This window comes from Streptomyces sp. NPDC037288, from assembly GCF_055603265.1.
The window spans coordinates 21699-47881 of sequence record NZ_JBVJVY010000037.1; the positions used below are offsets into that span (position 1 = coordinate 21699).

General features: G+C 71.9%; 24 protein-coding genes, 1 tRNA gene and 1 pseudogene. 6 read left to right on the forward strand and 20 right to left on the reverse strand.

Annotated features, from left to right (window positions below; translation table 11 throughout):
* Positions 1-34 precede the first annotated feature (34 nt).
* From ACZ7GZ_RS32200 to ACZ7GZ_RS32220, 5 genes are all read right to left on the reverse strand, one after another.
* Positions 35-286 (reverse strand): hypothetical protein, encoded by a 252-nt coding sequence (locus ACZ7GZ_RS32200; protein ID WP_471029575.1) that lies wholly within the window; start codon positions 284-286, stop codon positions 35-37.
* A gap of 123 nt (positions 287-409) precedes the next feature.
* On the reverse strand, positions 410-2659 hold the full coding sequence (locus ACZ7GZ_RS32205) for a PTS fructose transporter subunit IIABC (protein WP_471029577.1): 2250 nt from the start codon (positions 2657-2659) through the stop codon (positions 410-412).
* 160 nt (positions 2660-2819) lie between these two features.
* Entirely contained in the window at positions 2820-3767 is a 948-nt protein-coding gene (gene pfkB / locus ACZ7GZ_RS32210; RefSeq protein WP_471029579.1) for a 1-phosphofructokinase, read from the reverse strand.
* The gene (locus ACZ7GZ_RS32215) at positions 3764-4525 is read right to left on the reverse strand and encodes a DeoR/GlpR family DNA-binding transcription regulator (protein WP_471029580.1); all 762 of its coding nucleotides are present in this window, start codon (positions 4523-4525) and stop codon (positions 3764-3766) included. The genes pfkB and ACZ7GZ_RS32215 overlap by 4 nt, the downstream gene beginning before the upstream one ends.
* Before the next feature lie 218 nt (positions 4526-4743).
* Complete coding sequence (locus ACZ7GZ_RS32220) at positions 4744-6174, reverse strand: MFS transporter (RefSeq protein ID WP_471029682.1); 1431 nt, start codon at positions 6172-6174, stop codon at positions 4744-4746.
* A gap of 267 nt (positions 6175-6441) precedes the next feature.
* Between ACZ7GZ_RS32220 and ACZ7GZ_RS32225 the strand changes: the two genes are divergently transcribed.
* The gene (locus ACZ7GZ_RS32225; RefSeq protein WP_471029583.1) at positions 6442-7440 is read left to right on the forward strand and encodes a helix-turn-helix transcriptional regulator; all 999 of its coding nucleotides are present in this window, start codon (positions 6442-6444) and stop codon (positions 7438-7440) included.
* 63 nt (positions 7441-7503) lie between these two features.
* Here ACZ7GZ_RS32225 and ACZ7GZ_RS32230 read toward each other — a convergent pair whose 3' ends face one another.
* The gene (locus ACZ7GZ_RS32230) at positions 7504-8136 is read right to left on the reverse strand and encodes a TetR/AcrR family transcriptional regulator (RefSeq protein ID WP_471029683.1); all 633 of its coding nucleotides are present in this window, start codon (positions 8134-8136) and stop codon (positions 7504-7506) included.
* Positions 8137-9479: 1343 nt separating this feature from the next.
* Positions 9480-10478, reverse strand: a complete 999-nt coding sequence (locus tag ACZ7GZ_RS32235) for a sigma-70 family RNA polymerase sigma factor (RefSeq protein WP_471029585.1) — start codon at positions 10476-10478, stop codon at positions 9480-9482.
* Positions 10479-10692: 214 nt separating this feature from the next.
* Between ACZ7GZ_RS32235 and ACZ7GZ_RS32240 the strand changes: the two genes are divergently transcribed.
* Positions 10693-11223: a GNAT family N-acetyltransferase gene (locus tag ACZ7GZ_RS32240; RefSeq protein WP_471029587.1), complete on the forward strand. Its 531-nt coding sequence runs from the start codon at positions 10693-10695 to the stop codon at positions 11221-11223.
* 46 nt (positions 11224-11269) lie between these two features.
* Here the strand turns inward: ACZ7GZ_RS32240 and ACZ7GZ_RS32245 are convergent, their stop codons facing one another.
* A complete protein-coding gene (locus ACZ7GZ_RS32245; protein ID WP_471029590.1) occupies positions 11270-12085 on the reverse strand; it encodes a dioxygenase family protein in 816 nt (271 codons plus the stop codon).
* A 244-nt stretch (positions 12086-12329) separates the two neighbouring features.
* Between ACZ7GZ_RS32245 and ACZ7GZ_RS32250 the strand changes: the two genes are divergently transcribed.
* Positions 12330-12839, forward strand: a complete 510-nt coding sequence (locus ACZ7GZ_RS32250; protein ID WP_471029591.1) for a MarR family winged helix-turn-helix transcriptional regulator — start codon at positions 12330-12332, stop codon at positions 12837-12839.
* A 21-nt stretch (positions 12840-12860) separates the two neighbouring features.
* Here ACZ7GZ_RS32250 and ACZ7GZ_RS32255 read toward each other — a convergent pair whose 3' ends face one another.
* Together ACZ7GZ_RS32255 and ACZ7GZ_RS32260 are read right to left on the reverse strand one after the other, a co-directional pair.
* Positions 12861-14417, reverse strand: a complete 1557-nt coding sequence (locus ACZ7GZ_RS32255) for an MFS transporter (protein WP_471029593.1) — start codon at positions 14415-14417, stop codon at positions 12861-12863.
* Positions 14418-14549: 132 nt separating this feature from the next.
* Positions 14550-15197 (reverse strand): TetR/AcrR family transcriptional regulator, encoded by a 648-nt coding sequence (locus ACZ7GZ_RS32260; protein ID WP_471029595.1) that lies wholly within the window; start codon positions 15195-15197, stop codon positions 14550-14552.
* A gap of 619 nt (positions 15198-15816) precedes the next feature.
* On the opposite strand from ACZ7GZ_RS32260, the gene ACZ7GZ_RS32265 reads away from it, so the two are divergent.
* From ACZ7GZ_RS32265 to ACZ7GZ_RS32275, 3 genes and pseudogenes are all read left to right on the forward strand, one after another.
* Positions 15817-17034: a M6 family metalloprotease domain-containing protein gene (locus tag ACZ7GZ_RS32265; RefSeq protein ID WP_471029598.1), complete on the forward strand. Its 1218-nt coding sequence runs from the start codon at positions 15817-15819 to the stop codon at positions 17032-17034.
* 127 nt (positions 17035-17161) lie between these two features.
* Positions 17162-17846: pseudogene (locus tag ACZ7GZ_RS32270) on the forward strand (IclR family transcriptional regulator domain-containing protein); the annotation flags it as partial.
* 74 nt (positions 17847-17920) lie between these two features.
* Positions 17921-17996 (forward strand) — tRNA-Arg (locus tag ACZ7GZ_RS32275).
* 66 nt (positions 17997-18062) lie between these two features.
* Here the strand turns inward: ACZ7GZ_RS32275 and ACZ7GZ_RS32280 are convergent.
* The 10 genes from ACZ7GZ_RS32280 to ACZ7GZ_RS32325 form a co-directional block, all read right to left on the reverse strand.
* The gene (locus ACZ7GZ_RS32280; RefSeq protein WP_471029600.1) at positions 18063-19211 is read right to left on the reverse strand and encodes a tyrosine-type recombinase/integrase; all 1149 of its coding nucleotides are present in this window, start codon (positions 19209-19211) and stop codon (positions 18063-18065) included.
* Positions 19211-19411: a helix-turn-helix domain-containing protein gene (locus tag ACZ7GZ_RS32285; protein WP_471029602.1), complete on the reverse strand. Its 201-nt coding sequence runs from the start codon at positions 19409-19411 to the stop codon at positions 19211-19213. The genes ACZ7GZ_RS32280 and ACZ7GZ_RS32285 overlap by 1 nt, the downstream gene beginning before the upstream one ends.
* 184 nt (positions 19412-19595) lie before the next feature.
* Positions 19596-20744: a DUF3631 domain-containing protein gene (locus ACZ7GZ_RS32290; protein ID WP_471029604.1), complete on the reverse strand. Its 1149-nt coding sequence runs from the start codon at positions 20742-20744 to the stop codon at positions 19596-19598.
* Positions 20741-21172 carry a hypothetical protein gene (locus tag ACZ7GZ_RS32295; protein ID WP_471029606.1) on the reverse strand — a complete coding sequence of 144 codons (432 nt, stop codon included), beginning with the start codon at positions 21170-21172 and terminating at the stop codon, positions 20741-20743. Before ACZ7GZ_RS32295 ends, ACZ7GZ_RS32290 begins: the two co-directional genes overlap by 4 nt.
* On the reverse strand, positions 21169-22071 hold the full coding sequence (locus ACZ7GZ_RS32300) for a bifunctional DNA primase/polymerase (RefSeq protein ID WP_471029608.1): 903 nt from the start codon (positions 22069-22071) through the stop codon (positions 21169-21171). Before ACZ7GZ_RS32300 ends, ACZ7GZ_RS32295 begins: the two co-directional genes overlap by 4 nt.
* A gap of 89 nt (positions 22072-22160) precedes the next feature.
* Entirely contained in the window at positions 22161-22613 is a 453-nt protein-coding gene (locus ACZ7GZ_RS32305; protein ID WP_471029611.1) for a hypothetical protein, read from the reverse strand.
* A gap of 16 nt (positions 22614-22629) precedes the next feature.
* Positions 22630-23130, reverse strand: coding sequence for a hypothetical protein (locus ACZ7GZ_RS32310; RefSeq protein WP_471029614.1), 501 nt, complete (start codon positions 23128-23130; stop codon positions 22630-22632).
* Between the two features lie 208 nt (positions 23131-23338).
* Positions 23339-25462: an ATP-binding protein gene (locus tag ACZ7GZ_RS32315; RefSeq protein ID WP_471029617.1), complete on the reverse strand. Its 2124-nt coding sequence runs from the start codon at positions 25460-25462 to the stop codon at positions 23339-23341.
* A gap of 99 nt (positions 25463-25561) precedes the next feature.
* On the reverse strand, positions 25562-25867 hold the full coding sequence (locus ACZ7GZ_RS32320; protein WP_471029620.1) for a hypothetical protein: 306 nt from the start codon (positions 25865-25867) through the stop codon (positions 25562-25564).
* Entirely contained in the window at positions 25864-26181 is a 318-nt protein-coding gene (locus tag ACZ7GZ_RS32325) for a hypothetical protein (RefSeq protein ID WP_471029622.1), read from the reverse strand. Before ACZ7GZ_RS32325 ends, ACZ7GZ_RS32320 begins: the two co-directional genes overlap by 4 nt.
* Positions 26182-26183: the final 2 nt, after the last annotated feature.

Below are 26183 nucleotides of genomic sequence, written 5' to 3' on the forward strand. Positions count from 1 at the left end.
CGGCGCGAGGGCGCTTCGGCCGCCCTTTATCCGGTCAGCCGTTGGCGAGTTGCCGCGCCAGGCCCGCGAAGGCGGCCTGTTCGGCGGGCGTCAGCTCGACGGACTCCAGTGGCGGGCCGACCCGGTTCTGGCGCGGCAGGGCCGGAAGCGGAGCGGCGGGACGCCGGGCGGGGACCTGGGGGCCGATCCGGCGCAGCAGGCGCGTCAGGACGACGGCCCAGGCGACGGCCGTCACAGCGAGGACGGCCACGCCGATCAGCTGGAGTGTCGGGGCATGCGCAGGCATGCGTCCCAGTACACACCACGGCCCGGGACTTTGGTCCCGGACCGTGACGTATCTCGCAGGTGCCGTGAACAACTCACAGCGAACTAAAGGGACAAGGCGTGCCGGCGGGATGTGTGCGGTGGTTCAGGCCGCCACGGGCTGCTTGGTTCCGTCGGGCCTGTCGGCCGCATGGGCGTTGGGGTCGGTGGCCGTGGCCTCCAGAGCCGGCTTGCGCATGCCCTTGAGGAGGACGACCAGGGCCGTGGTGGCGCAGACGCCGGCCGCGATGGCGATGAGGTACAGGAGCGGGTTGCCGATCAGCGGGACCACGAAGATACCGCCGTGGGGGGCTCGCAGGGTGGCGCCGAAGGCCATCGACAGGGCGCCGGTGAGCGCGCCGCCCACCATGGCCGAGGGGATGACCCGCAGCGGGTCCGCCGCCGCGAACGGAATCGCGCCCTCGGAGATGAAGGAGGCGCCCAGGACCCAGGCGGCCTTGCCGTTCTCGCGTTCGGTCTGGGTGAACAGCTTGCCGCGCACGGTGGTGGCCAGGGCCATCGCCAGCGGCGGGACCATGCCGGCCGCCATCACCGCCGCCATGATCTTCATCGCGGAGTCGCTGGGGTTCGAGACCGCGATACCGGCGGTGGCGAAGGTGTAGGCGACCTTGTTGACCGGGCCGCCCAGGTCGAAGCACATCATCAGGCCGAGCAGGGCGCCGAGCAGGATCGCGTTGGTGCCGGTGAGGCCGTTCAGCCAGTCGGTGAGGCCCTTCTGGGCGGTGGCGATGGGCTTGCCGATCACGACGAACATCAGGAATCCGACGATCGCCGAGGAGATCAACGGGATCACCACCACCGGCATGATGCCGCGCAACGCCGCCGGGATGTGCACCCTCTGGATCGCCATGACCACGCCACCGGCGACCAGGCCGGCCGCCAGGCCGCCGAGGAAGCCCGCGTTGATGGTCAGTGAGATCGCGCCACCCACGAAGCCGGGGACCAGACCGGGCCGGTCGGCCATGCCGTAGGCGATGTAGCCGGCCAGGACCGGGACCAGGAAGGCGAAGGCCACGGCCCCGATCTGGAACAGCAGGGCGCCCCAGCTGTCGGCCTGGGTCCACACGAAGTGGTCCATCACCGACGGCGCCTTGTTGATCTTGTAGCCGCCGATCGCGAAGCCCAGGGCGATGAGGAGGCCGCCCGCTGCGACGAACGGGACCATGTAGCTCACGCCGCTCATCAGCCACTTGCGGAGCTTGGTGCCGTACCCCTCGGTGGAGTCGCCGGCGCGCTCGACCGGCGTGCTGCCCGACGCGGGGGCCGGCGCGCTCCGTTCGCCGCGCGCCGCCTTCTCGCGTACCTCCGTGATGAGTTCGACGGCTCGGTTGATGCCCGCCTTCACCCCTACGTCGACGGTCGGCTTGCCGGCGAAGCGGTCCTTGTCGCGTACGGGGACGTCGTGCGCGAAGATCACGGCGTCGGCCGCCGCGATCACCGCAGGGTCCAGCCGCGTGAATCCGGCCGAACCCTGTGTCTCGACGACGAGTTCGACACCGGTCTCGCGACCCGCGTTCTCCAGGGACTCGGCCGCCATGTAGGTGTGCGCGATGCCGGTCGGGCAGGAGGTGACGGCGACGATATGGAAGGGGCGCTCGCCGGAATCCGAGGTGGAGCCGGCGCCCGCGGGGGTTGCCTGCGCGGGGGCGGATGCGTTCGGTGCCTGCGCCGCGGTGCCCGCTGCGGCGCCGGCGGAGGCCGCCACCGGCGTCGCAGCGGAGTCTTCGGAGGCGCCCGCAGCGCCCACGGCGCCTTGAGCAGCGCCCGCCGCAGCGTTCGCACCGGCGCCCGAGTGCACGCCCCCGGCGCTCGCGGCGCTGGCCGCGCCCGCACCCGCGTCGTCCTTCGCGCCCTCGCCCGAAGACGCCCCCGGCGCCTGCGCCGAGCTCGGTGCCTCGTCCCCGCGTATCAGTACCGCCGCGGTCCCGGCGTCGGACACCGCGCGCAGCGCCGAGGTGAATTCGGCGTTCATCAGCTGGCGGGCCAGTGAGGAGAGGATCGTGAGGTGGGCGTCGTCGGCGCCGGCCGGTGCCGCGATCAGGAAGATGAGGTCGGCCGGGCCGTCCGCCGCACCGAAGTCGACGCCGGCGGGGCTGCGGCCGAAGGCGAGGGTCGGCTCGGTGACGTGGCTGCTGCGGCAGTGCGGGATGCCGATGCCGCCGTCGAGGCCGGTCGGCATCTGGGCCTCGCGGGCGGCCACGTCGGCGAGGAAGCCTTCCAGGTCGGTCACCCGGCCCTTGGCCACCATGCGCTCGGCGAGGGCGCGCGCCGCCGCTTCCTTGGTGTCGGCGGACAGGTCGAGGTCGACCAGGTCCGCGGTGATCATGTAGCTCATCGCGGGCTCCTATGCACGCGTATCGCCCGGGGGGAGGGGTGGGCGGAGGTGGGGACGGGGGTGCTGTGGGGGGAGGCGGTGGGGAGGGTGGCCGTGGTGAGTGACGGGGAGTCTCGCCAGGGCCGGACCTGGATGGTCGTACGACGGCGGATCGGGGGGGTCATGACACCGGCTCCGTCAGTTCGCGGTCGAGCGGGATCTCGGCCGTGACGGTCACTGCCGCCGGGTCCAGGTCAGCGGGGGCCGGCATGACGCTGCCGGGGAGCTGGACGGCGGCGGCGCCGTGGGCGACGGCGGAGGCGAGGGCCTCGGGGCCGGTGCCGCCGGCGATCAGGAAGCCGGCGAGGGAGGAGTCGCCGGCGCCGACGTTGCTGCGGACGGTGTCCACGCGGGCGGCGGCGAACCAGGCGCCCGCGCCCTCCACGAGGAGCTGCCCGTCGGCGCCCAGGCTCGCGAGCACGGCGCGTGCGCCCATGCCGCGCACCTCCTCGGCCGCCTTCAGCGCGTCGCCCACCGTCGCCAGGGGGCGCCCGACGGCTTCCGCGAGCTCCTCGGCGTTGGGCTTCACCACGTCCGGCCGCGCGCGCAGCGCCTCCCGCAGCGCATTCCCCGAGGTGTCCAGCGCGATGCGTGCGCCCCCGGCGTGCGCCCGCGTGACGACATCGGCGTACCAAGAGGGCGCGAGCCCCCGGGGCAGGCTGCCGCAGCAGGCGATCCAGTCGGCGTCCCGTGACTGCTCGCGGACGGTGTCCAGGAGGAGTTCCTGTTCGGCCGGGGACAGTTCGGGGCCGGGGGCGTTGATCTTCGTCAGCACGCCGTCCGCCTCGGCGAGCGCGATGTTGGAGCGGGTGGCTCCGGTGATCGGGACGGGCGCGACCTCGATGCCCTGCGCGTCGAGCAGGTCGGCGACGAGCGCCCCCGGCGCACCCCCCAGGGGCAGGACGGCGACCGTGCGCCGTCCGGCGGCCGCGACGGCGCGCGAGACGTTCACGCCCTTGCCGCCCGGGTCCATGCGCTCGGTCTCGGCGCGGATGACTTCGCCGCGCTTCAGGCGGAGGACCTCGTAGGTGCGGTCGAGGGACGGGTTGGGGGTGACGGTGAGGATCATGCGCGCACTACTTCCGTGCCGCCGTGCTCGATGACGGCGGCGTCTTCGGGGCTCAGCCCGCTGTCGGTGATCAGCAGGTCCACGTCGATCAGGGCGCCGAAGCGGGCGAAGTGCTCCTGGCCGTGCTTGGCGGAGTCGGCCAGGAGCACCACGCGGCGGGCGGCGGCGACCGCGGCCCGCTTGACCGCGGCCTCGGCGAGGTCGGGGGTGGTCAGACCGTGCTCGGCGGAGAAGCCGTTCGCCGCGACGAACAGCACGTCGGCGCGGATCTCGCCGTACGCGCGGAGCGCCCAGGCGTCCACGGCGGCGCGCGTGCGGTGCCGTACGCGCCCTCCGACCAGGTGGAGCTGGATGCCGGGGTGGTCGGCGAGGCGGGCGGCGATGGGCAGGCTGTGCGTGACGACGGTCAGGGAGGCCTCCAGCGGGATCGCGGCGGCGACCCGGGCGACCGTCGTACCGGCGTCGAGGATCATCGTGCCCTCGGTCGGCAGTTCGCCGAGGGCCGCCTTGGCGATGCGGTCCTTCTCGTCGGCGGCGGTGGACTCGCGCTCGGTCAGGTCCGGTTCGAAGTCCAGGCGGCCGACCGGGATGGCTCCGCCGTGCACCCGGCGGACGAGGCCGGCGCGGTCGAGGGCCTTCAGATCGCGACGGATCGTTTCCGCGGTGACCTGGAACTCCTCGGCGAGCGACAGCACGTCCACCCGGCCGCCCTCACGTGCGAGCCGGAGGATCTCCTGCTGCCGTTCCGGTGCGTACATGTCGCTGGCCTCCGACCGATGTCCGTCCGCTTCCGCGTGATGCCCGAACGTGTGGTTTCGGTCGAGGCTACGCCCGAATTTCCCGAAAGTAAACAGATGCAGATGCCAATCGGGCATGAACGGACTTCCGGTGCTGTCCGGAGCAGTAGTGCGGCACGTCGTCACGGACAACACGGAGGCCCGGCACCTGGTCCGGTGCCGGGCCTCGTCGTGGCCGGTCAGGGGACCAGCTCGGGCTCCCTCTGCCTCACCGACGGTTCCGTCTCGGCCGTCTCCTGCGCGGGCCGCTTCGGCAGGGCGGTCATCAGCAGGAAGATCACGCCCATGATCGCCGCGACCCACCACAGCGCGTGCTGGAAGGCGTTCACGAACGCGGGGCCGACCTGGGCCGGGGCCAGCCGGTCGCCGATCTCGCCGAAGAACACCACGGACACGAGCCCGAGACCGAGCGCGTTGCCCATCTGCTGCACCGTGTTGATCAGGCCGGACGCGGAACCGGCGTGCTCGTGCGGAACCTCCGAGAGCACCGCGTCGGTCAGCGGGGCGACGATCAGCCCCATCCCGGCACCCATCACGACGAGCGGAAGGGCCATCTGCCAGGAGGCGATGGACAGGCCGTACCGGTGCGCCTCCCACAGATAGAGCAGGACGCCCGCGCCCATCACCAGGGCGCCCGCCTGGAGCACCTTCCGCCCGAACCGCGGCACCAGCTGCTGCACCGACAGACCGGCCGCCGTGGACACCGCGAGGGAGAACGGCACGCCGGTCAGGCCGGCCCGCAACGGCCTCCAGCCCAGGCCGATCTGCATGTACAGCGTCCAGACCAGGAAGAAGATGCCGAGCGCGACACCGAAGACGGTCTGCACGGCGATGCCCGCTGCGAAGCTCTTCACCCGGAAGAGGGACAGTTCGACGAGCGGGGAACCGTCCTTGGCGGCCTTCCGTTTTTCGTACGACACCAGCACCACGAAGACGACGAGCGCGCCGGCCATGCACACGTACCCCCACAGCGGCCAGCCCAGCTCCCGGCCGCGCGTGAGCGGGTAGAGCAGCATCAGCAGGCCCAGCGAGACCAGGGCGACACCGACGAGGTCCAGCTTCAGCGCCTTCGGGGCCTTCGACTCGGTGATGAAGCGACGGCCCAGTAGACAGGCCAGGACACCTACGGGGAGGTTGATGAGGAAGATGGGCCGCCATTCGAGGCCGAACAGGTTCCACTCGGTCAGCAGGGCACCGAGCAGCGGACCGGAGACCGCGCCCAGACCGACGATCGCGCCGAACAGACCGAACACCTTGCCGCGTTCGTGGGCCGGGAAGGTGGCGTGCACGATCGACAGCACCTGCGGCACCATCATCGCCGCCATGCCGCCCTGCAGGATGCGGGAGGCGACCAGCATCTCCGGGTTGGCGGCGAAGCCGCACAGGGCCGAGGCGAGAGTGAAACCGCTGATACCGATCAGGAACAGCCGCTTGCGGCCGTGGATGTCACCGAGACGGCCGCCGGTGATGAGACCGGCGGCGAAGGCCAGGGCATAACCGGCGGTTATCCACTGGATCTGGCTCACCGAGGCGTGGGCGCTCCGCCGGATCGACGGGATGGCGATGTTGACGATCGTCACGTCGACCAGGTCCATGAAGGCGGCGGTCATGACGATGGCCAGGGCCAGCCAGCGATGCGCTCCGCCGGCGGGCGCAGGTGTGGAAGGCCTGGAAGGAGCAGAGGTGGAGAGCGCCGTCGGGGCCGGTGTGGCGCCTTCTGTCCCGGTTCGCTGGAGCTGGTCGCGTCCCGCGGCGGAGCCGCTGGTGGATACGGTCCCGCGCTCCTTGGCGGCGTTGCCGTCGATGTCGTTCATGTCGTCCAACATAGGAGGCCATTAGGTCAGATCATGTCCTAGTGCTACGGCATTCTCGTACTCATGACCACGGACACGCCGGCACGGCTGCTGCAGCTCCTCTCGCTCCTCCAGACGCCCCGCGAGTGGCCCGGCGGGGAGCTCGCCGAGCGGCTGGCGGTGTCGCGTCGTACCGTGCGGCGGGACATCGACCGGTTGCGGGAGCTGGGCTATCCGGTGCAGGCCACCAAGGGCTCGGACGGCGGGTACCGGCTGGTCGCGGGCAAGGCGATGCCGCCGCTGGTGCTGGACGACGAGGAGGCGGTGGCGATCGCGGTGGGCCTGCGGGCCGGTGCCGGGCATGCCGTGGAGGGCGTGGACGAGGCGTCCGTGCGGGCCCTGGCCAAGCTGGAGCAGGTGCTGCCGGCCCGGCTGCGCCACAGGGTGTCCACGCTGCAGGCGGCGACCACACCGCTGACCAGCGGGGACGGACCGAGCATCGCGCCGGAGACGCTGACCGTGATGGCCTCGACGGTGGCGGGGCACGAGCGGCTGCGGTTCGTCTACCGCGACAAGGACGGCAGCGAGTCGCGGCGGCTGACCGAACCGCACCGGCTGGTGTCGACCGGGCTGCGGTGGTACCTCGTCGCCTACGACCTCGACCGTGCCGACTGGCGCACCTTCCGGGTGGACCGGGTGAGCGAGCCGTTCGCGACCGGAGCCCGGTTCGCGCCGCGGGAGCTGCCGGCGGGGAGCGCCGCCGAATACCTGAGGCAGTCCATCCGACGACGGCAGGAGACCTACGCGTTCGTGGTGCGGTTCGCTGCGCCGGCGGAACAGGTCTCCGCGCGGCTGCCGGCCTGGCTCGGGGCACTGGAGGACGACGGCGAGGGCGGTTGTGTCCTGCGGGGCACCACCGGCGATTCCGTGGAGTGGCTGGCCGTGCGGCTGGTGATGGCGGGTTACGACTTCACCGTGCGGGAACCCCGTGAACTCGCGGCGTCGGCACGGGAGTTGGGCGGGCGGCTGAGTCGGGCGGGGGAGGGTGGTGCCGGGGAGGGCAGTGTCGGGGAGGCGCCCTAGGGTGAGCGCCTTGCCTTGCCCTGTTTCACGCCTCCTTCGGTGGCGGCCCGGCTCTGCCCGGCCTCACATCCCTTCGCCAACGCCCTTGCCTTGTCCGCAGGCCCACTCGAAGTCCCGCAGGGAGCCGAGGTTGCGCAGGGCCAGGGCTGCGGGGCCGTTCGGGCCGGCGGGCGGCGAGGATGCGGCGGCCCAGGACTCCACGGCCACGCGGACGGCGGCGCCGGCCACGGCGGCGGCGAAGCGGAGGTCGGGGGTGACCGGTACGGGGGCCGCGGGGCCGGCGCCGAGGGCCGTCGGCGTCGTGCGGGCCGCCAGGATCTCGGCCAGGGTCTGTTCCGATGCCTGGCACACCTCGGCCCAGACCTTGCGCAGGGCGGGGCTGTCGCCGGCCAGCCGGATCAGGGTGCGGACCCATTCCCAGGACGCCGCCGAGACGCCGACGCCCGGGGTGAGGGTGCGGTGGACGGCGTGTTCCAGGGCCTCCGGGACGGTCAGGTGGGCCGGGGCCGAGCGGAGCGCTTCCGCCCAGCGCTGGGCGCCCGCGGCGTAGAGAGGGGCGACCGCTTCCTCCTTGGAGGCGAAGTAGCGGTAGAACGTCCGCGGCGCGATGCCCGCCGCCTGCGCGATGTCCTCGGCGCGGGTGGCCCGCAGGCCCTGGCGGACGAACAGGGCGGCCGCCGCGCGGGCGATCTCCATCCGGGTCTCGGCCTTCCGGCGTTCGGTCAGCGAGACCGGGGGAGAGGCGGAAAACAGCTGGTGGGCGGCGCTGGGGGTGGTGCTCACCCCGGCAGGCTATGCCCATGTGGCAGAATCTGCCATCCGGCGGTCCACCCCGGGGTTCAGGTACGGGGTGGGCCGTCATTCCAGGATGCGCCGGAGGCAGATTCCGTCGCCGCACCCTCGCCGCACCCTTGTTACCCGGTTACCCGGTTACCCGGTCGCCTCCCTCTCCTGGCCCCCCCGCCCCGCCGCACGAGTGGCTGCTCGGGCCTAGGGAAGCCGCGCGCGAACCCCGCGGGACCACATATGCCCGCCTGCCGGCCCGCGTCTACCGATGGCCGGCGCCGGAGCCGGTGTCACCGGTGATCGACGGGGCGGCCTCGGCGCCGCTGGAGCGGGCGGCGGCCTGAGGGGATGCCCGGGAGAGCCGAGCGGTTGGCCGAGATGGCCCTCAGGCGAGGCAGGAGGACGGGCGGCCGGGGTCCGTAACGGGCCTAGGGCGCCTGCCACTCGGGCAGGGCCGGATGTCGGCGGGTTCGTCGCCGCTGAAGCCCAAGTGCCGAGACGGTGCTGGCAGTTGACCGGCCTGCGGACGCAGATGGAGCCGGGCTTCGGCACCCAGGGGGGAAGGGTGCCGAAGCCCGGCTCGGGAAGGTCCCGGCGCCGGGGGGGATTGCGTCGGGACCTGGCTCTGTGGTGCGGCGTGGGCGCGTGGGGTCGGCCGGTCTGTACGGTGTGTGGGGAGTGCGGTCCGGGGGTTGGCTGCTGCTGGGCCCGGAAGGGTTGTTCCCGCGGGCCCGGGAGTTGAAGCGATGGGGCAGCGCCATGTTTGCGCCGTCTTTCGCCACCGGCGTGCGCGCTCCCGGGGCACCGTACGCCCCCAAGGCACCACACGTCTCCGCGCACCGGACGCCCACAGGCACACACCACAGGCTGCCGGAGACCCTGCACCCGGCAGACCGCGCGCGCCCCGGACAGCCGGACACGCATCCGACACACCCGCGCCCGACACGCCTGGGTACACCGCCTGACACGTCCCGGGTACACCGCCGGGCACCGCCCAGCCGCACCGCCAGCCCCGCACACCTGGGAGTACCCCAAGCACACCCGCGCACCGCCCGCCCCGCATGCCCAGGCACCCCAAGCACACCCGCGCACCAGGCACCCAGGCACCCCCTGGCCCGTCCCGCCGGCGGCATACCCAAGCAGCCGCGGGCCCGCAGCCGCGGCCCCCACAGCCGCAGCCCCCCGCAGCAGCCGCAGGTCATGGCCGGCCATGACCGGGCCCAGGCCCGCCACCCGCATCCCCCGGAACCCCCTTACGCCGCCGCGTCGAACCCGGTGTCGCGGGCCAGCTTCTTCAGTTCGAGGAGGGCGTGCTTCTCGATCTGGCGGATGCGTTCGCGGGTCAGGCCGTGCTCCTTGCCGACCTCGGTCAGGGTGCGCTCGCGGCCGTCCTCGATGCCGTACCGCATCTTGATGATGGAGGCCGTGCGCTGGTCCAGACGGCCGATCAGGTCGTCCAGTTCCTCGCTGCGCAGGAGAGTGAGGACAGACTGCTCCGGGCTGACCGCCGACGTGTCCTCCAGCAGGTCGCCGAACTGGGTCTCGCCCTCGTCGTCCACGGACATGTTCAACGAGACCGGGTCGCGGGCCCAGTCGAGGACGTCGATGACGCGCTCCGGTGTGGCGCCCAGCTCCGCCGCGATCTCCACGGGCTCCGGGTCGCGGCCGTTCTCGCGGTTGAACTCGCGCTGGACGCGGCGGATGCGCCCCAGCTCCTCCACCAGGTGGACGGGGAGCCGGATGGTGCGGGACTGGTCGGCGATGGAGCGGGTGATGGCCTGACGGATCCACCAGGTGGCGTAGGTCGAGAACTTGAAGCCCTTGCGGTAGTCGAACTTCTCGACGGCGCGCACCAGGCCGGCGTTGCCCTCCTGGATCAGGTCGAGCAGGGGCAGGCCGCTGCGCGGGTAGCGCCGGGCCACCGCCACGACCAGGCGGAGGTTGGAACGGATGAAGATGTCCTTGGCCCGCTCGCCGGCGGCGACCAGCGCCTGAAGCTCCTCGCGGGTGGCGTCCGTCGTGGACTCCTCCTCACCGTCGAGGACCTGCTGCGCGAAGACACCCGCCTCGATGGTCTGGGACAGCTCGACCTCCTTGGCGGCGTCGAGCAGCGGCGTACGCGCGATCTCGTCGAGGTACATGCCGACCAGGTCGCGGTCCGCGATCTCGCCGCCATGAACGCGAACACTGCTTGCCGAGTCGGCCGTCTCGCCGGTGGCGGACTGACGACGGGCGACGGCACGGGTTGCCATGCGTGCTCCCTTGCGATGGTGGGCTGGCGGGTGGTCCTGCGAACGCTCGGCACGGGCGGGGACCGTCGCCGGGACTCCTTCCGAGTCCCCTGCGACTCTCTCCGGGTGCCCTGCATCCGTGGGAAACAACGACTGGAATCCGGACAGAATTCCCAACCCGCCCCCCAATTTTTCTGATCATGCAGTACCCTGTTCCGCCAGGCTGGGAGGCGAGATGCCGACGCAACGTACAGAGGTGCAGGTCAGACCGGGAGTCGAGGGGGACCTCAACGCCCTCACGGTGATCTACAACCACTACGTACGTGAGACGGCCATCACATTCGATACCGCGATCTTCACTCCGGAAGAGCGCCGTCCTTGGCTGCTCTCCCACCCGGAAGACGGCCCGTACCGCCTGATGGTTGCCACGGAAACGGAACCGGAGGGCGACTCACAGCGAATTCTGGGGTACGCCACATCCAGCCCCTACCGGCCGAAGCCCGCGTACGTCACGTCCGTGGAGGTTTCGGTGTACGTCGCCCCGGACACGGGCCGGCGCGGCATCGGCACACTGCTCTACGACGCCCTCTTCACGGCGCTGGCCGAGGAGGACGTGCACCGCGCCTACGCCGGGATCGCCCAGCCCAACGAGGCCTCCGAGCGGCTGCACGCCCGCTTCGGCTTCCGGTACGTCGGCACGTACCGCGAGGTCGGCCGCAAGTTCGGCCGCTACTGGGACGTGGCCTGGTACGAGAAACGGCTTTAGCCCAGCCGAACACCGATTTAGCCCAGCCGGACTGCACCGATGCAGCTCAGCCGAACTGCACCGACCGCTTCGCCATCCCCATCCAGAAGCCGTCGATCACGGACCTCTGCGCATCCAGTTCCCCGCCCGCCTCGGCCGCGCCCATGGTGACGAACAGGGGGGCGAAGTGCTCGGTGCGCGGATGGGCGTAGCGGCCGGCCGGCGCCTTGTCGAGGAAGTCCAGCAGGGCGTCCCAGTCGCGGCCCTCCAGGGCGCGGCGGCCCCAGTCGTCGAACTCCGAGGACCAGCTGGGCACGTCGCCGCCGGTGTGCCGCAGGGCGGCGAGGTTGTGGGTGAAGAAGCCGGAGCCGACGATCAGTACGCCCTCCTCGCGCAGGGGGGCGAGTTTGCGGCCGATGTCCATCAGACGCACGGGGTCGAGGGTGGGCATGGAGATCTGCAGGACGGGGATGTCGGCGGCCGGGAACATCTCGACGAGGGGGACGTAGGCGCCGTGGTCGAGGCCGCGGTCGGGGATGTCCTGGACGGGGGTGCCGGGGGCGCGCAGCAGCTTACGGACGGATTCGGCCAGCTCGGGGGCGCCGGGGGCGGCGTAGCGCACCCGGTAGTAGTGCTCGGGGAAGCCCCAGAAGTCGTAGACGAGGGGGACGGTCCGCACCGCGCCCAGCGCGAGCGGGGCCTCCTCCCAGTGGGCGGAGACCATGAGGATCGCCTTGGGGCGGGGCAGGTCCGCGGACCAGGCGGCGAGCTGACCGGGCCAGACGGGGTCGTCGGCGAGCGGCGGGGCGCCGTGGCTGAGGTACAGGGCGGGCATGCGGTCCGGCCCGGCGGCGGCGGACTTCTCCTGTGCGGTGGTGGACATGACGGCGGCTCCCATGGACTCAGGTGCTCGTGAGCAGCGCATCGGTGCTCGTGGGCAACACATCGGTGCTGTGAGCAGCGCATCGGCGCTCGTGGGCAACACATCGGCGCTCTGGGCAGCACCGCGGTGCTCGTGAGCAGCCCGTTGCTTCAGCTCATCGGTTTGCTTTAACTCTCAAGTTCCACTGGGAACCATACGCCCGACTTGTTCAAGTTTCAAGGAGCTGACTCGTACAGTGGGATCCATGAACACGGCATCAGACTCCGCCGCACAGCCCCGCTGGCTCACCGGCGAGGAACAGCGCGTCTGGCGCGCCTACCTGCACGCCACCACCCTGCTGGAGGACCACCTCGACCGGCAGCTGCAGCGCGACGCGGGCATGCCGCACATCTACTACGCCCTTCTCGTCGGCCTCGCCGAGGCCCCGCGCCGCCGGCTGCGGATGACCGAGCTGGCGATGCAGGCGAAGATCACCCGCTCCCGGCTGTCGCACGCGATCGCGCGGCTGGAGAGGAACGGGTGGGTGCGCCGCGAGGACTGCCCCTCCGACAAGCGCGGCCAGTTCGCCGTGCTCACCGACGAGGGCGTCGAGGTGCTGAAGCGCACCGCGCCCGGCCATGTCGCCGCCGTGCGCCAGGCGATGTTCGACCGGCTCAGCCCCGAACAGCAGAAGGCCCTCGGCGAGATCATGGAGATCGTCGCCGAGGGCCTCCAGCCCAACGAAGCGGGTGCGGACCTGCCCTGGCTCCGCTAAGTCACCTCACCGCAGGCCCGGTCAGTGGGCCACCACCGGCACCGGCACCTCGTCCTCGACGCCCTCGCCGGAGATCACCTCGGTGGTGCCCGGCCGGCCGGCGTTGACGAAGGTGAACGCGATCAGGGCGGCCACGCCCAGGATGCCGACGGCGAACCAGATCGCCGTGCTGTAGCCGTGCACCATGGCCTGGAGCCCGACCAGCCGCTGCTGCGGCTTGCCCGCGGCGCTCGCGATGTGGTCCTTGAAGTACGACGTCTTCGCGGACGCGGCGATGGTGTTCAGCAGGGCGGTGCCGATCGCGCCGCCCACCTGCTGCGAGGTGTTGACCATGGCGGAGGCGACACCGGCGTCCCGGGGCTCGACGCCCTGGGTGGCCAGCGACATCGCCGGCATGAACGCCGTACCCATGCCGAGGCCGAGCAGCACCATCGCGGGCAGCAGCAGGGTCAGGTACGACGAGCCGGTCTCCAGCTGGGTCAGCAGCAGCATGCCGAGGCCGGCCACCAGGAAGCCGGGGCCCATCAGCAGCCGGGCCCGGATCCGGGTCATCAGCCGGGTGCCGATCTGGGTGGAGCCGGTGATCATGCCGGCCACCATCGGCAGGAAGGCGAAGCCGGTCTTGACCGGCGAGTAGCCCTTCACGACCTGCAGGTAGTAGGTCAGGAAGAGGAACAGGCCGAACATGCCGATGATCGCGAGGCCCAGGGAGAGGTAGATGCCGCCGCGGTTGCGGTCGCCGACCACGCGCAGCGGCAGCAGCGGGGCCTTGACCCGGGACTCGACGGTCACGAAGGCGAACAGCAGCACCGCGGACGCGACGAACATGGCCACGGTGACCGCGTCGCCCCAGCCGTCGGACTCGGCGCGGGTGAAGCCGTAGACGAGGGCGACCAGGCCGAGGGTGGACAGCAGGACGCCCGGGATGTCGAGCGGGTTGCGGTTGCGGCCGCCCTCCGGCTCACGGATGACGAACCAGGCGCCGAGCGCGGCGACGACGGCGAACGGGACGTTCACGAAGAAGGTCCAGCGCCAGTTCAGGTACTCGGTGAGGAAACCGCCGAGGATCAGGCCGACGGCACCGCCGCCGCCCGCGATGGCGCCGTAGATGCCGAACGCCTTGGCGCGCTCCCTGGCGTCCGTGAACATCACGGCGAGCAGCGACAGCGCGGCCGGGGCGAGCAGGGCGCCGAAGACACCCTGCAGGGCGCGGGCGCCGAACATCATCGGGCCGGTGGTCGCGGCACCGCCGAGCGCGGAGGCGAGGGCGAAGCCGGCCAGGCCGGTGACGAAGGCGCGCTTGCGGCCCCACTTGTCGGCGATACGGCCGCCGAACAGCAGCAGACCGCCGAAGGCGAGGGCGTAGGCCGTGACGACCCACTGCCGGTTGCCGTCGGATATGCCGAGGTCCGTCTGGGCGGAGGGCAGGGCGATGTTCACGATGGTGGCGTCGAGGACGACCATCAGCTGGGCGAGCGCGATGAAGACGAGCGCTTTCCAGCGGTTGGCGTCGCCGGCGCGTGCGGCGAAGCCGGTCGGCGCGGCGGCGCCGGGAGCCTTGCGGGCTGTTTCGGACATGGAGGTACCCACTTCGGAACTTCGTTACGGAAAAAATCAAGAGCGGCTCTAAGGCAGCCGCAGGGGTGGACCGGGATCGGCAGCGGAACTAATCGGTGAGGTGATCGGTCAGGGACTCGCGCAGCTCATCTGTCAGCAGTCGCGCAGCTCCCTGATGGTCACGGCCGTGCCCGGCAGGGCGGAGCGGGCGGGTGCCCGCAGGCCGTCGAGGAACAGCTGGAGGTGGCGGTGGACGAAACGGTCGCCGCGCAGGCAGTCCGTGCCGGCCGGGGGCCGGCTCAGCTGGGCCACGACGATCATCAGGTCGCCGACGCCGACGTCGGGCCGGAGCTGCCCGGCCGCCCTGGCCCGGCCCATGACCTCCTCCACGAGCTCTTCCACGCGCTCACGGGAGGCTTCCAGGTCGGGGTGGTGCTGGTCGAACGTGTCGGAGATCATCGGGCACAGCGCGCTGATCCGCTCGGCGGCGGTGGCGTGCACGAAGCGCTCCAGCGCGGCGAAGGCGTCCCCGGTCTCGGCGAGGGCCACTTCGGCCGCCTCGGCCGTACGGTCCATGACGGAGCAGACGACCTCGCGGACGAGGGCCTCGCGGTCGGGGAAGTTGCGGTACACCGTGGCGTTGCCGACGCCGGCCCGACGGGCGATCTCGTCGAGTGGCACGTCCGGGCCGTGCTCGACGAACATCTCCCGGGCGGCGGTGACGATCCGCTCCCGGTTGCGCAGGGCGTCGGCGCGGGGCCGGTGCACCTTGCGCGGTGCGGGGGTGGTCGCGGTCGGCACGGTGGACTCCTCGGTGCTGGTGGCTCTGACCGGCGCCGGTGCTCGTCTGGTGGCGCTGGTGCTGGTGCTGGTGCCGCTCGGGTGGCAGGGGTGCCGCTCGGGTGGCAGGGGTGCCGCTCGGGTGGCAGGGGTGCCGCTCGGGTGGCAGGGCTGCCGGTCGGGCGGGCGCGGCGATCCGGGGAGACAGTCCCCGTTCCGCTCGGACACAGGGCTAAACGGGGAAACGCTCCCCGGTTATTTCCCTCCCACGAAAAGAACCCCTGTGACCTGAGGCACATGCACCGCCCCACTCCTCGACCACCGGGATTCACCCCCGTGCCGACCGGCATTCCCACGATCGGTCTCCTCCAGCGCGCGGCCCCCACCCCGCCGACACAGGGTGATCGCAAGGGTGCAGCCGGAGACCGGCGGCTGCCGTGGAGCGAAGGGCCCATGCATGCAGCCGCAGCCGCCCCGCCGCATCTCCCTTCCCCACGGGCGCCTCCCCGACGGAGGCCGCCCCCGAAGCCGCCCGTCCGGCGGGGGTTCCTCCCAGGGATCGCGGGGCCGCGCTCCCCGCACGGGCCGCAGCCGCATACGCCGCCGCATACGCCCGCGCCGGGCGGCCGCCCTCGCCGCGGTGACCGCACTGACCTTCGCGGTCAGCACCTCGGCCGGGACCGGACACCTGACGGCGCCCACCACCGCCGGGCCCATCGGCATGGCCCGCTCCTCCGCCCTCGCCCCCTGTACGGTCCGCGGCGGTCTCGACGTACAGATGACCGAGGGCCTGCCCACCCCGCACGGCTACGCCCGCTCCACGGGCACGGTCCACGCCCTGACCCTGATGGTCGACTTCTCCGACGCGCCCGGGCAGGGCAGCGCCATGGACCGCCTCCACGAGTTCTTCCCGCAGACCCGGGAGTGGTTCCGCACCGCGTCGTACGGCCGGCTGGACTACCGGCCGGAGACGCCGATCCCCGGGTGGCTGCGGATGCCCAAGCCCTTCAGGGAGTACGGCATCGAGCGCGGCGCGCCCTTCGATCCCGGCTACCGGCAGCTGGTGCAGGACATCGTGGACGCGGCCGACCCGGCCGTCGACTTCCGCTCGTACGACCTCTTCGACATCCTGATCACCCCGAACGCCGGCCCCTCCGCGCTGGACACCGTCCTGTCCGTGACCTTCGCCGGGAACACCGACGCCCCGGTCGCCGACGGCGTCCCCATCGCCAACGCGTCCTTCGTCTACTCCCGCCAGGACGACGGCTCCGGTTCGTACGGCCGCACCGGCTACCGGGTGCTGCCGCACGAGAACGGCCACACCTTCGGCCTGCCCGACCTGTACACGCAGGAAGGCGGGGGCGCGGTCGGGCACTGGGACATCATGAGCGAGGACTGGGGGGCCAACAACGACCTGCTCGCCTGGCACAAGTGGAAACTGGGCTGGCTGGACAGCTCCCAGGTGGGCTGCGCGGCGACGCGGGGCAGCGTCGAGTACCTGCTGACGCCGCTGTACAAGCCCGGCGGCGGAAAACTGGTCCTCGTCCCCGTCAACTCCCAAAGCTCCTACGCGCTGGAGGTGCGCGAGCAGGGCGGCAACGACGAGGCGATCTGCCACCCGGGCCTGCTGATCTACAAGATCGACGGCACGATCGACACCGGACGCGGTCCGGTCAGGGTCTACGACAGCCACCCCAACAGCGGCGGCTGCACCCGCAGTCCCAACGTCCAGGCAGAACTCTCCGACGCCCCCTTCTCCCCCGGCACCGCCTTCAAGGACCCCCGCCACGGCATCACCGTCGAGGTGACCGGCAAGGACGAGGACGGCGCCTATCGGGTGCGGGTCACGCGGGCGTAGGGATTGTTCGCGCGGGGGCTCTTTGCCGGGGCCCATTGCCGGGAGCCCATTGTCTGGAGCTCTCTGCCAGGGTCTCTTCGCGCAGGTGGGGCTGGTCGGGCCAGGGGGGTGCCGTGAGGGGCTTACCGTCTCCCTGGCCGAGGTGGCACGGGCGACCGGCCTGGCCCCGGGCCACGGCCCGCCGCGCGCTGCTCACCCACGAACACCTCGGCCTGGTGCTCGCGCACCCCGACCGCACCTTCGCCCTCACCCCGCGCGTCCTGGACCTCGGCTTTCCCTCGCTGTCCCGCACCACGCTCCCCCGCCTCGCCGAGCCCCACCTCCGCGCCCTGGCGGACCGTCTGCAGGAGCCGACGGCACTCGCGGTCCTCACGTCCGACGGCACGGAGATCCAGTACACCGGCGGGGCGGGGGCGAGCCGCGTCCTGACCGTGCACAGCAGGGTCGGCGCCCGCCTGCCCGCCGCCGCGACGTCCCTGGGCCGCGCCCGCCTGCCCGCCGCCGCGACGTCCCTGGGCCGCGTCCTCCTGGCGGACACCGCCGCCCCGCTGCCGCCGCCCCTCGCCGAGGTCCGCGCCCAGGGCCACGCCCTGGCCGACGAGGAACTGGAATCGGGCGTCCGCTCCATCGCCGTACCGGTACGGGACCGGACCGGCCGGGCGGTCGCAGCGCTGAACATCGCCACGCACGCGGCCCGCCGCAGCCTGGAGGACTGCGTCCACGGCCTCCTCCCGGAACTCCGCAGAACCGCCGACCGCATCCAGACCGACCTGCACACCGCGTCCCGCTTCACCCACGTCCCCCTGTCCTGAACCCCAGCACCCCACCCGCCCGCCCCCTGATCCGGTACCCTGTGGACCGAGCGCCCCACCAGGCGCCCGACCACGCCTTCGTAGCTCAGGGGATAGAGCACCGCTCTCCTAAAGCGGGTGTCGCAGGTTCGAATCCTGCCGGGGGCACCAGGCAAAACGGCCCGGACCGATCATGGTCCGGGCCGTTTTGACGGCACCATTTGACGGCAGTCGCCTTCAGGCGGCCGGTAGGCGGCGCTTGAGCAGCCGGTCCATGTGGCTGATCGCCTCCCGCTGGGTGTCGTGCACGACGTGCGTGTACACGTCCATCGTGATGCTGATCTGGCTGTGTCCGAGGATCTCCATGATGACTCGCGGCGCGACGCCGGCCACCGTCAGCAGCGTGGCGCAGCCGTGCCGCGCGTCGTGCAGTCGGACGACACGCAGCCCGGCATCTGCCGCGACCCGCGTGAAGGAGCGGTAGACGTTCCGAGGCTCGACCGGCCGGCCGTTCCGCGTGGCGAAGACGTAGCCGGTCTCCGACCAGGCGACACCCGTGCGCGCGAACGCCTCGCGCTGCCTCAGTCGGTGCCAGCGCAGCGGCGCGATGCACAGCGCAGGCATCGGCACCACGCGGCTGCGGCGGCTCTTGGGGTCGTCGTCGTACAGCGTTCCTCGGCGGCGCTGTGTCTGTTGGCGAACGTGCACGACGCGGCTATCCAGGTCCACATCTGACCAGCGCAGACCCACCAGCTCACCGCGCCGCAGCCCCATGGCGACGGCCAGCACGAACGCGGCGTACAGCGGGTCTCGGCGCGCAGCTTCCAGGAAGGACAGCGTCTCTTCCAGGGTCCACGGCCGGATCTCCCGCTGCTTGACGCGCGGTGGCTCGACCAGCGACGCGACATTCCGTGTGATCAGTTCTTCTCGCACGGCCGCCGTGAGCGCCGTGCGCAGCACCCGGTGCGCTTCCTTTGCGGTCGCGGCCGTGTGGACGTTCTGCACCCGGGTGATGAAGCGGCGCACGTCGGCGACGCTCAGCGACTCCAGCCGCTTCGTGCCCAACAGGGGCGCGAGGTAAAGCCGCACGTGCGCTTCGTACTTGTCGTACGTGCTGAGCTTGCGGCGCGGCTCAACGTAGTGCTCCAGCCAGTACGGCAGCCACTCGGAGAGCTTGGCGGAACGGGTCGGTGTCGGGATGCCCTGGCGGTCACGGCGCACCAACTCCTGACGCTTGGTGTCGCACTCTTCCCACGTGCTGCCGTAGACGGTCTTTCGCTTGCGCGTGCCGTCCGGCTGGGGAACGTATACCCGCGCTTCGTAACGGCCGTCCTTGCGCTGCCAGATGCTGCCAGCGCCGTTGGGGTTCCTCTTACGGGGGGCCATCAGGCTGCGTTCTCCTCGATCTGTGCCTGGATGAAGGCGCGCAGGCTGTCGGGGGCAACACGACGCGCGCGCCCGACGGTGAAGCTCGCCAACTGACGGGATCGGATGAGGTCATAGACCTTGCTGCGGCTCAGCCGCAGGGCGGTCATCACTTCGGGGACGGTGAGGGCTTCAGGTGCTGTGGGCATGGCGGTGCGCACGACGAACCTCCTGAATGCGGGGGCGTCCTCGGCCCCCCCTCTGGGAAGTCCGCTACTTCCGCTACCGCCGCTACCGTGCAGGTCAGGGGCCTGCTTGAGGTAGCGGGACGGGGTAGCGGTAGCGGATGAGTAGCGGCGGGGTAGCGGCTCGCGGTGGTGCTTGCCGCTACCCCGTTGTTGCTGGTCAGGCAGCGTTTTCGATGCCGGGTAGCGGAGGTAGCGGACTTTCCGGGGGTGGGGGGCAGTAGCGGGCCCACGCGTCCCAGAGATCGGCGGCGTAGTAGCCCTTGAGGACGCTTCCGGCGGCCTTGATGTTGCGGGAGGCGATGGGCTCGTTGTCCGCCGTCATGTACTCGGCGAGCATCTTGGACAGGCGCCGGCTGTCGAGCGGCTTGCCGCCCAGGTCGGCCCACGGGGCGTCGTCCATGGCGTTGAGCCGGTCCAGGATGGCGACGGTCGGCAGGCGGTCGATGCCGACCATGACGTGGTCGCGCAGGTCGGTCAGCAGCCGAACGCCCAGGCTGCCCTTGTCGTTGGCCTTGGACGCGGTGACCAGGCTCACGCAGGCGGCGCGGGCGCGGTCGGGCCAGTGGCCGCCGGCGGCGTCGGCGACGGCGAGCAGGGGTTCCCACACGTCCGCCGACCGGTCGGTCACCCCGTCCGGCATGTCCGGCCACGCCCCCAGCACGAACCCTCGTGCCTGCTCTGCCCACGTGGCGAGTCGGTCACGGAGCTTGTGCCCCTCCGCCTCGTGGATGCGGGCCCGGAAGGGCTCGACCTTCTCGTTCCTCGCCCGGCGCCGCATCCGGATGATGACGGAGCGGCTCAGGATCGTGTCGGGCAGGGAGCCGAGACCGGCGACCGCGACCGCGCAGTACGAGGGGAAGGCCTGCACGGTCTGTTGCCCGCCGTCGCCGATGCACCGGTACGTGACTCCGGTGCGGCGGTGTCCGGCGTTGAGGAACCCGCGCAGTTCCTCGTTGTCCCCCGCCTTTGGACCGAAAACCGTGTCGATCTCATCGAACAGGATCGTCGGCTTGCCGTTGCCTGCCGAGACGGACCGGAACAGGGCGGCGGCGGAGGCGTTCACGGCCGTCATGGGCTGCGGCACGAGGGTTTCCACGATCTCCAGCGCCCGCGTCTTGCCCGACCCCGGTTCCGGGGACAGGAAGGCGATGCGGGGCGTGGAGTCGAAGCAGTCGAGCAGGTGGGCGTGCGCGTCCCACAGGGCGACCGCGACGAACGCGGCATCGGTGGGGAAGACGTTGAAGCGGCGGTGGAAGGCTTCCACCTCGTTGAGCAGCGCGGCCCCGTCGATGGGCGTGGGGGTCATGCGGCGGCCCTCCCTTCGGTGGGTACGGCAGGCGTTCCGGTGCAGGCGGACTTGTGGGCGTCGTACTCGGCGACCAGCGCCGTCACGGCGCGGGGGCCGGTGGCGGTGCCGGTCTGCCCGCAAGCGCAGGTGTAGGCGGCGGTGGGGGTGTCGCCGGGCCGGGTGGACCAGCGGGCGCCGTCCCAGTGGTGGCGGTAGACCGGTGGGGCGTAGATGCGGATACCGGGCCGCTCCGGGGTGGGGTCTTCCGCGGTGTGGCGTGCCTCGTCGCTCTGGAACCGGTCAGAGCGAAAGGCAGTTACGACGCCCTTACGGGCGGCGCCTTTCGGCTCGCCTACGGCCGTCGTGTCCACAGCCTGTGGAGCGGCCTGCGGGCCGGTGGGTGCCGGGGGTTGGCCTTCCAAGGGAGGAGCGGCGGGGGCGGTCATGCCGCGCCCCTGGGTCGGGCCTTGCGGATGGAGCTGTCCAGGGCGCTGCCGATGGTGGTGCGGCACTCGGCGGCGGTGAGTCCGGCCGCCTCGCCGATCCCTTGGAAGGCCTCCTCCGCCACGTGCCGGGGGAGGTCGCCCCATGCGACGAAACGCCCCACCTTGAACGCGCACCGGTTCAACGTGGTGTTGCGCTCCCCCTCCGGGGCGGCGGCCACGACCGCGCATTCGGCTTCGAGCGCGGCAAGGGCGGCGCGGCTGCCGTCGACCGCAGGCAACCTCAGCGGGCCCGCAGGGCGCGCGGGGGCCGGTTGCAGGATGGTTTGCAGCCACGACGGCAGAGGGGCGGCCACAGCGCCGCATAGTGCTTCGTACTGTCCGGCCGGGGTGGTGCTGCCGGCGGCGACGACGTACCCACCCCACGCCCGGGTGTCGACCGAATCGGCCACCGTGCCCGCCGTGTTGCCCAGCCGCAGGCCGGGCGGGGCGGTGAAGTACAGGTGCGTTCCGCCGCTCGGGGTCCGGGTCCGGTAGGTGGTGGGGACGGCGTGCCCGGCGCGCTCGCAGAGCGCAGAGAAGGTCGTCGCGCCGTCAGGCGCGTCCGAACTGCCCTTGTGCTCTGGGGTGTCCAGGTCGACCACGATCAGCCCGGACGGGCCGGTGGCGATACCGACGTTGAACGGCGCACGGCTCCAGGCGGCCCGGATGCGGTCGGCGTCGGTGGTGGCCCGCTGCTCCCACTTCACGTGCCCACCCGCGCACACGCCGGTGCGGGTGCAGGTCTTCTCCCCGTGCAGCGCCGGGGGCTTGCCGCCGGGACGGAGCGGGAAGACGTACCAGCCGCGTTCAGCGGCCTCCAGCGCCGCACGGAGCAGCGCAGAGCGAGGGTCATGGGTCATGCTGGATGTCTCCAGTTCCTTGGATGGATGCTGGCTGACAAGGGCGGCCCCGGTTCTTTGGCGAGATGCGGGGGCCGCCCTTGGCGTAGCTAGGGCTGCGTCGCCCAGCTGGCGTACTGCTGGCGGACGTAGGCGCGCGGGTCGCAGAGAGGGGCTGCGTCGTCCAGGTCCATCAGGCGGCGCGCCACCTGCACGGCCTGCTCCTCGGTGGCGGTACAGCCGGGAGCGAGGCCGGCGGCCATGCGGTCGGTGACGGCGGCGCGTCGCAGCCACCACTCGCGGTCGCGTTCGTGCGGCTCGCGTCCGCACAGCCAGTTCAGTTCGGTGGGCGCGTCCGGCGCCGTGGCGTACACCTCGTATCCGGGCCACTGTGCGGTGTTCTCTTCCGAGGCCTGCTTGTGGTCGGCGTAGAGGTAGAGGCGGTTCTGCTTGCCGTCACGGGTGGGGAAGACCGTGATGGTTCCGGCGTTGAAGGCGTCGTCCAGGGCGGCGACGACGTGGTCGGTGTCGGCGGGGTCGCAGATGATCCGGATGGCGAACACGCGGGCTCCTGTCGGGTCAGTGGCGCTCGTTGCGGGTGCGGGCGAACAGGCCGCGCGTGTGGGTGGTGGTGTTCTCCTGCCGGACCGGGCCGGCGTAGTGGTGGTGGTGCTCGGTGTGGGTGTCCTTGAGGGAGCGCAGGGCCGATCCGACGGCCGTGACGACGGTGGCCACGGCGGCGATGGGCAGGGTGACGAACAGGACGTCGGTGAGGGAGATGGCGGCCAGTCCCCGGCAGGCGAGCCAGACACCGCAGCCGATGCCGACGAACGCGGCGCCGACGCCGATGCCGGCGACGATGGTTCCGGCGGCCCACACGGGCACGATCCGGCGGTCCGGCTGGAGGACCGGGGGCGTGCTGCCGTAGGCGGGCAGCGGGGTGGTGTCGCGGTAGGCGGTGGGCGTCTCGGGGGCGGGCCGGTAGGCGTCGGCGATGATCCGGCGGGCCTCGGCGGCGGCCACGTCGTCGCTCATGCCGGGGGCCGGCTGGGCCGTGCCGGGGGTGGTCTCGGAGGACATGCGGAATCCCTTCCGGTGCTGGGTGAGGGAGGACGCGGCACCCCCTTGGGGGTGCCGTGTGGAGGGGGTTTCAGGGGGGTCTGAGCTGCGGGCCTCCCTGACTCCCTGATGGATCATTCGTGCTGGTCAGAGCCAGGGAGGCGGGTCACGGAGGGGTTCAGGGAGTTCTCCCTGCCTCCCTGGCCCGCCGGGGGTCGGCTCCCTGGGATCAGGAGACGGAAGCGGAACCGTCCGCGTCGCGGTCGGCGAGGGCGCGGGCTAGGCGGTCACGACCGACGACCATCACGCCGTCGGACTTGTACGGCTCGGCCCCGGTGCCGTCGAGGACGCGCTTGAGGTCGATGAACGACCACTTGCCGTAGGCCTCGGCGTTCAGGGTGGCGAGCCGGGTGATGACCTCCTGCGTGCGCAGGCGGGCGGCGGTTCCGACCACGGCGGCGATGTCGGCGAGCGGGTCCCGTTCCTCGTCCCGCTCGACGGCATGCAGGGTGGTGACGCCGTCGCGCAGGGCCTTGGCCCGCTCCGCGATGGTCTGCGCCGCCTCGTCATCGATGAAGTGCGTGCGGACGGTGATGGAGGCCTGGCCGGCGGGGATGGTGATCCCGTCGGAGGCCACGACCAGCGTGCCTTTGTCCAGGCCTTGGCGGAGCAGGTGCGGGGCGGCGCCGCCGTTGACGGCCTTGTCCCCCAGCGCCATGCGCGACTGCTGCTCGGTGCCCAGCGCGAGCGAGGCACGCGTGTGGGCGCCCTCGCGGACCAGCTTGGGAAGGTTCTGGTCGGTGGGGTCCTGCGTGCCCTGCCACATGAGCACGTCGACCGCACGACCCTGGTTGTGGATCTTCCGGACGGCCATGAAGTACCGGGACGTGGCCTTGGAGCCGCCGTAGGGGCGGCCGTCCTCGTCCTTGGCCGGGCACATGAACGCCACCTGGGCTTCGTCCACCAGGACGATGAGCGGCGGGAACTTCGCGGTCGGGTCCTTCTGCCGTACCTCCAGGCGCCGGTTCATCTCGGTGACCGCGTCCTCGGCCATCTCGGTGGCCTGGATGACGTGGTCATCGGTCGGGCCCTGGATGAGGACGGAGGCGATGCCGTCGAAGTACCGCCAGTCGCCGGCGCCCTTGAGGTCGGCGAGCCAGAACTGCACCGACTTATCCAGGGACAGCCACAGGGCGAGCGCCCGCAGTGCGGCCGTCTTGCCCTGGTTGGACAGGCCCGTGACCAGCAGGTGCCGCTGATACAGGCTCAAGGCGGCGGCGTCGCCGCGCAGGTCCTGACCCCAGGGGGCCTTGCCCTTGGCGTAGTCGGCGGTCAGCGTCTCGTCCGTGGTCAGCGGGGACGGGCCGATCGGCTCGTCCAGCGCGCCGGAGTCGGCCACCCACAGCCGCACCGTCCGGGCAGCGGCGGGGATGGTGATGAACACCTCGTGCTCATGCCGGGACAGGTTCTCGGCGAGCTTGCGCCGCTTGCCCTGCACCTCGTTGGTCGACACCCCGGACGGCAGGGTGACGTCCACCTCGACCCCGCACCCGGCGATCACGATCGGGGACAGCATGGAGGCGCCGGCGTCGCCCATCTCCTGAATGGCCTTACGCAGAGCGGGGATGCCCAGGTCGCGCAGGGCCTTGACGACGATGGACGGGGTGATCGGCTCCCCCTCGCCATTGCGGACCCGGTCGGGCATCGCCCACTGGGGTGCGGCTTGCTGGTGGGCGCCGACCGACCACAGGGCGAGCAGCGCGAGGAACGGGCCGATCGTGATCGCGGGGCCCCACACCACCCGCACGATCGTGATCATCAGGTTGATGAACTTGATGACCGCCATCAGCGGCGTGACCACCTCGGTGGGGTCCTTGGTGGCGACCGCCATCGCGATCCCGAGCAGGACCAGAGAGCCGACACCCATGCCGGCGCTCACCGCCGCGCCCTTGGCGGCGTCCAGCGGGGAGTGCAGCAGGTCCATGCGGCGGCGGTGGCGGGCCTCCCGGTAGCGCTGCCCGCGCTCTTCCCACTCGGCAGCCGCCTCGTGGTTCCCCGCGGCTTCCGCCGCGCGGATCATGCGCTCATACCGGGCGGCGGTCCGGCCGTCCCACGCACGGCGGGCCAGGATCCGGGCCCCGCCGGCGACGTAGAGCGAGTGCCGGGCCACCCCACGGGCGGCCGTCCGCGTGTTCTCGTGCGTGACGGCCGTCTTGATGGCGCGGCCGGAGCGGATCCATAGCGGGACCGGGGGCGCCGCCGGCGGATCGGGGACCACGGTCAGCGTGGTCACGGTGGCCGCCTCAGCAGGCGGTTCGGTGTCCTTGTGCAGGTGAACGACGGTGTCACCCATGGTGGAAAAACTCCTGACTGCCCCATCGGGGGCGGCAAGTTGAGGGGGCGCCCATCCCTGCCCGGCATCGGCGCGGACGGGGGGCGGGGCGGCGCGGGATCAGCGGTCGTGCCGGGCGCGGTTCTCGGCGTGGCTGAGGTGGGACGGGTCGGTGCGGGGGCCGTCGAGCCAGCAGAAGGGGCGGATGCCGTCGGCGGCCTTGAAGACACGGAGGGCGGCACCGGGCGGGGCGTCGGGCAGCGCGTAGACGCGGCCACCGTCCAGGGACGCCAGCAGCCGGGCAGCGTGGTGCTCGCACCCGTCGGCACCCGCGTCGAAGCGGTCGAGCACGGTCACGACGACGGGGCCCACGCACGGGGTGGGGTCGTCGGGGTGGGCGGCGGGACAGCGGCGCTCCACGCTCACCACCAACCGGACGACTTCTTCGCCGCGTTGGCCTTGGCGGCCTCGGTCACGATGCGCTGCCGCTCCATCTGCAGTGCCGTGATTTCCGAGGTCAGCCGGGTCTCGGCGCTCTGCCAGGCGGTGTCCAGCTTCCGGTCCGCGCGGGCGGTGCCATTCCCCCGGTGCAGGCTGTAGGCGCCGGAACCGATCGCGGCCAGCACGGCGCGGCGCTCGCGGCCGTTCAGCGGCCACATCTCGCGGTTCTGGACAGCCTCCAACTTGCGAGTGGTCTGCTGGATCGCCTTGTCCAGGCGGCGGGTGTCGGGCTTGCCCATGG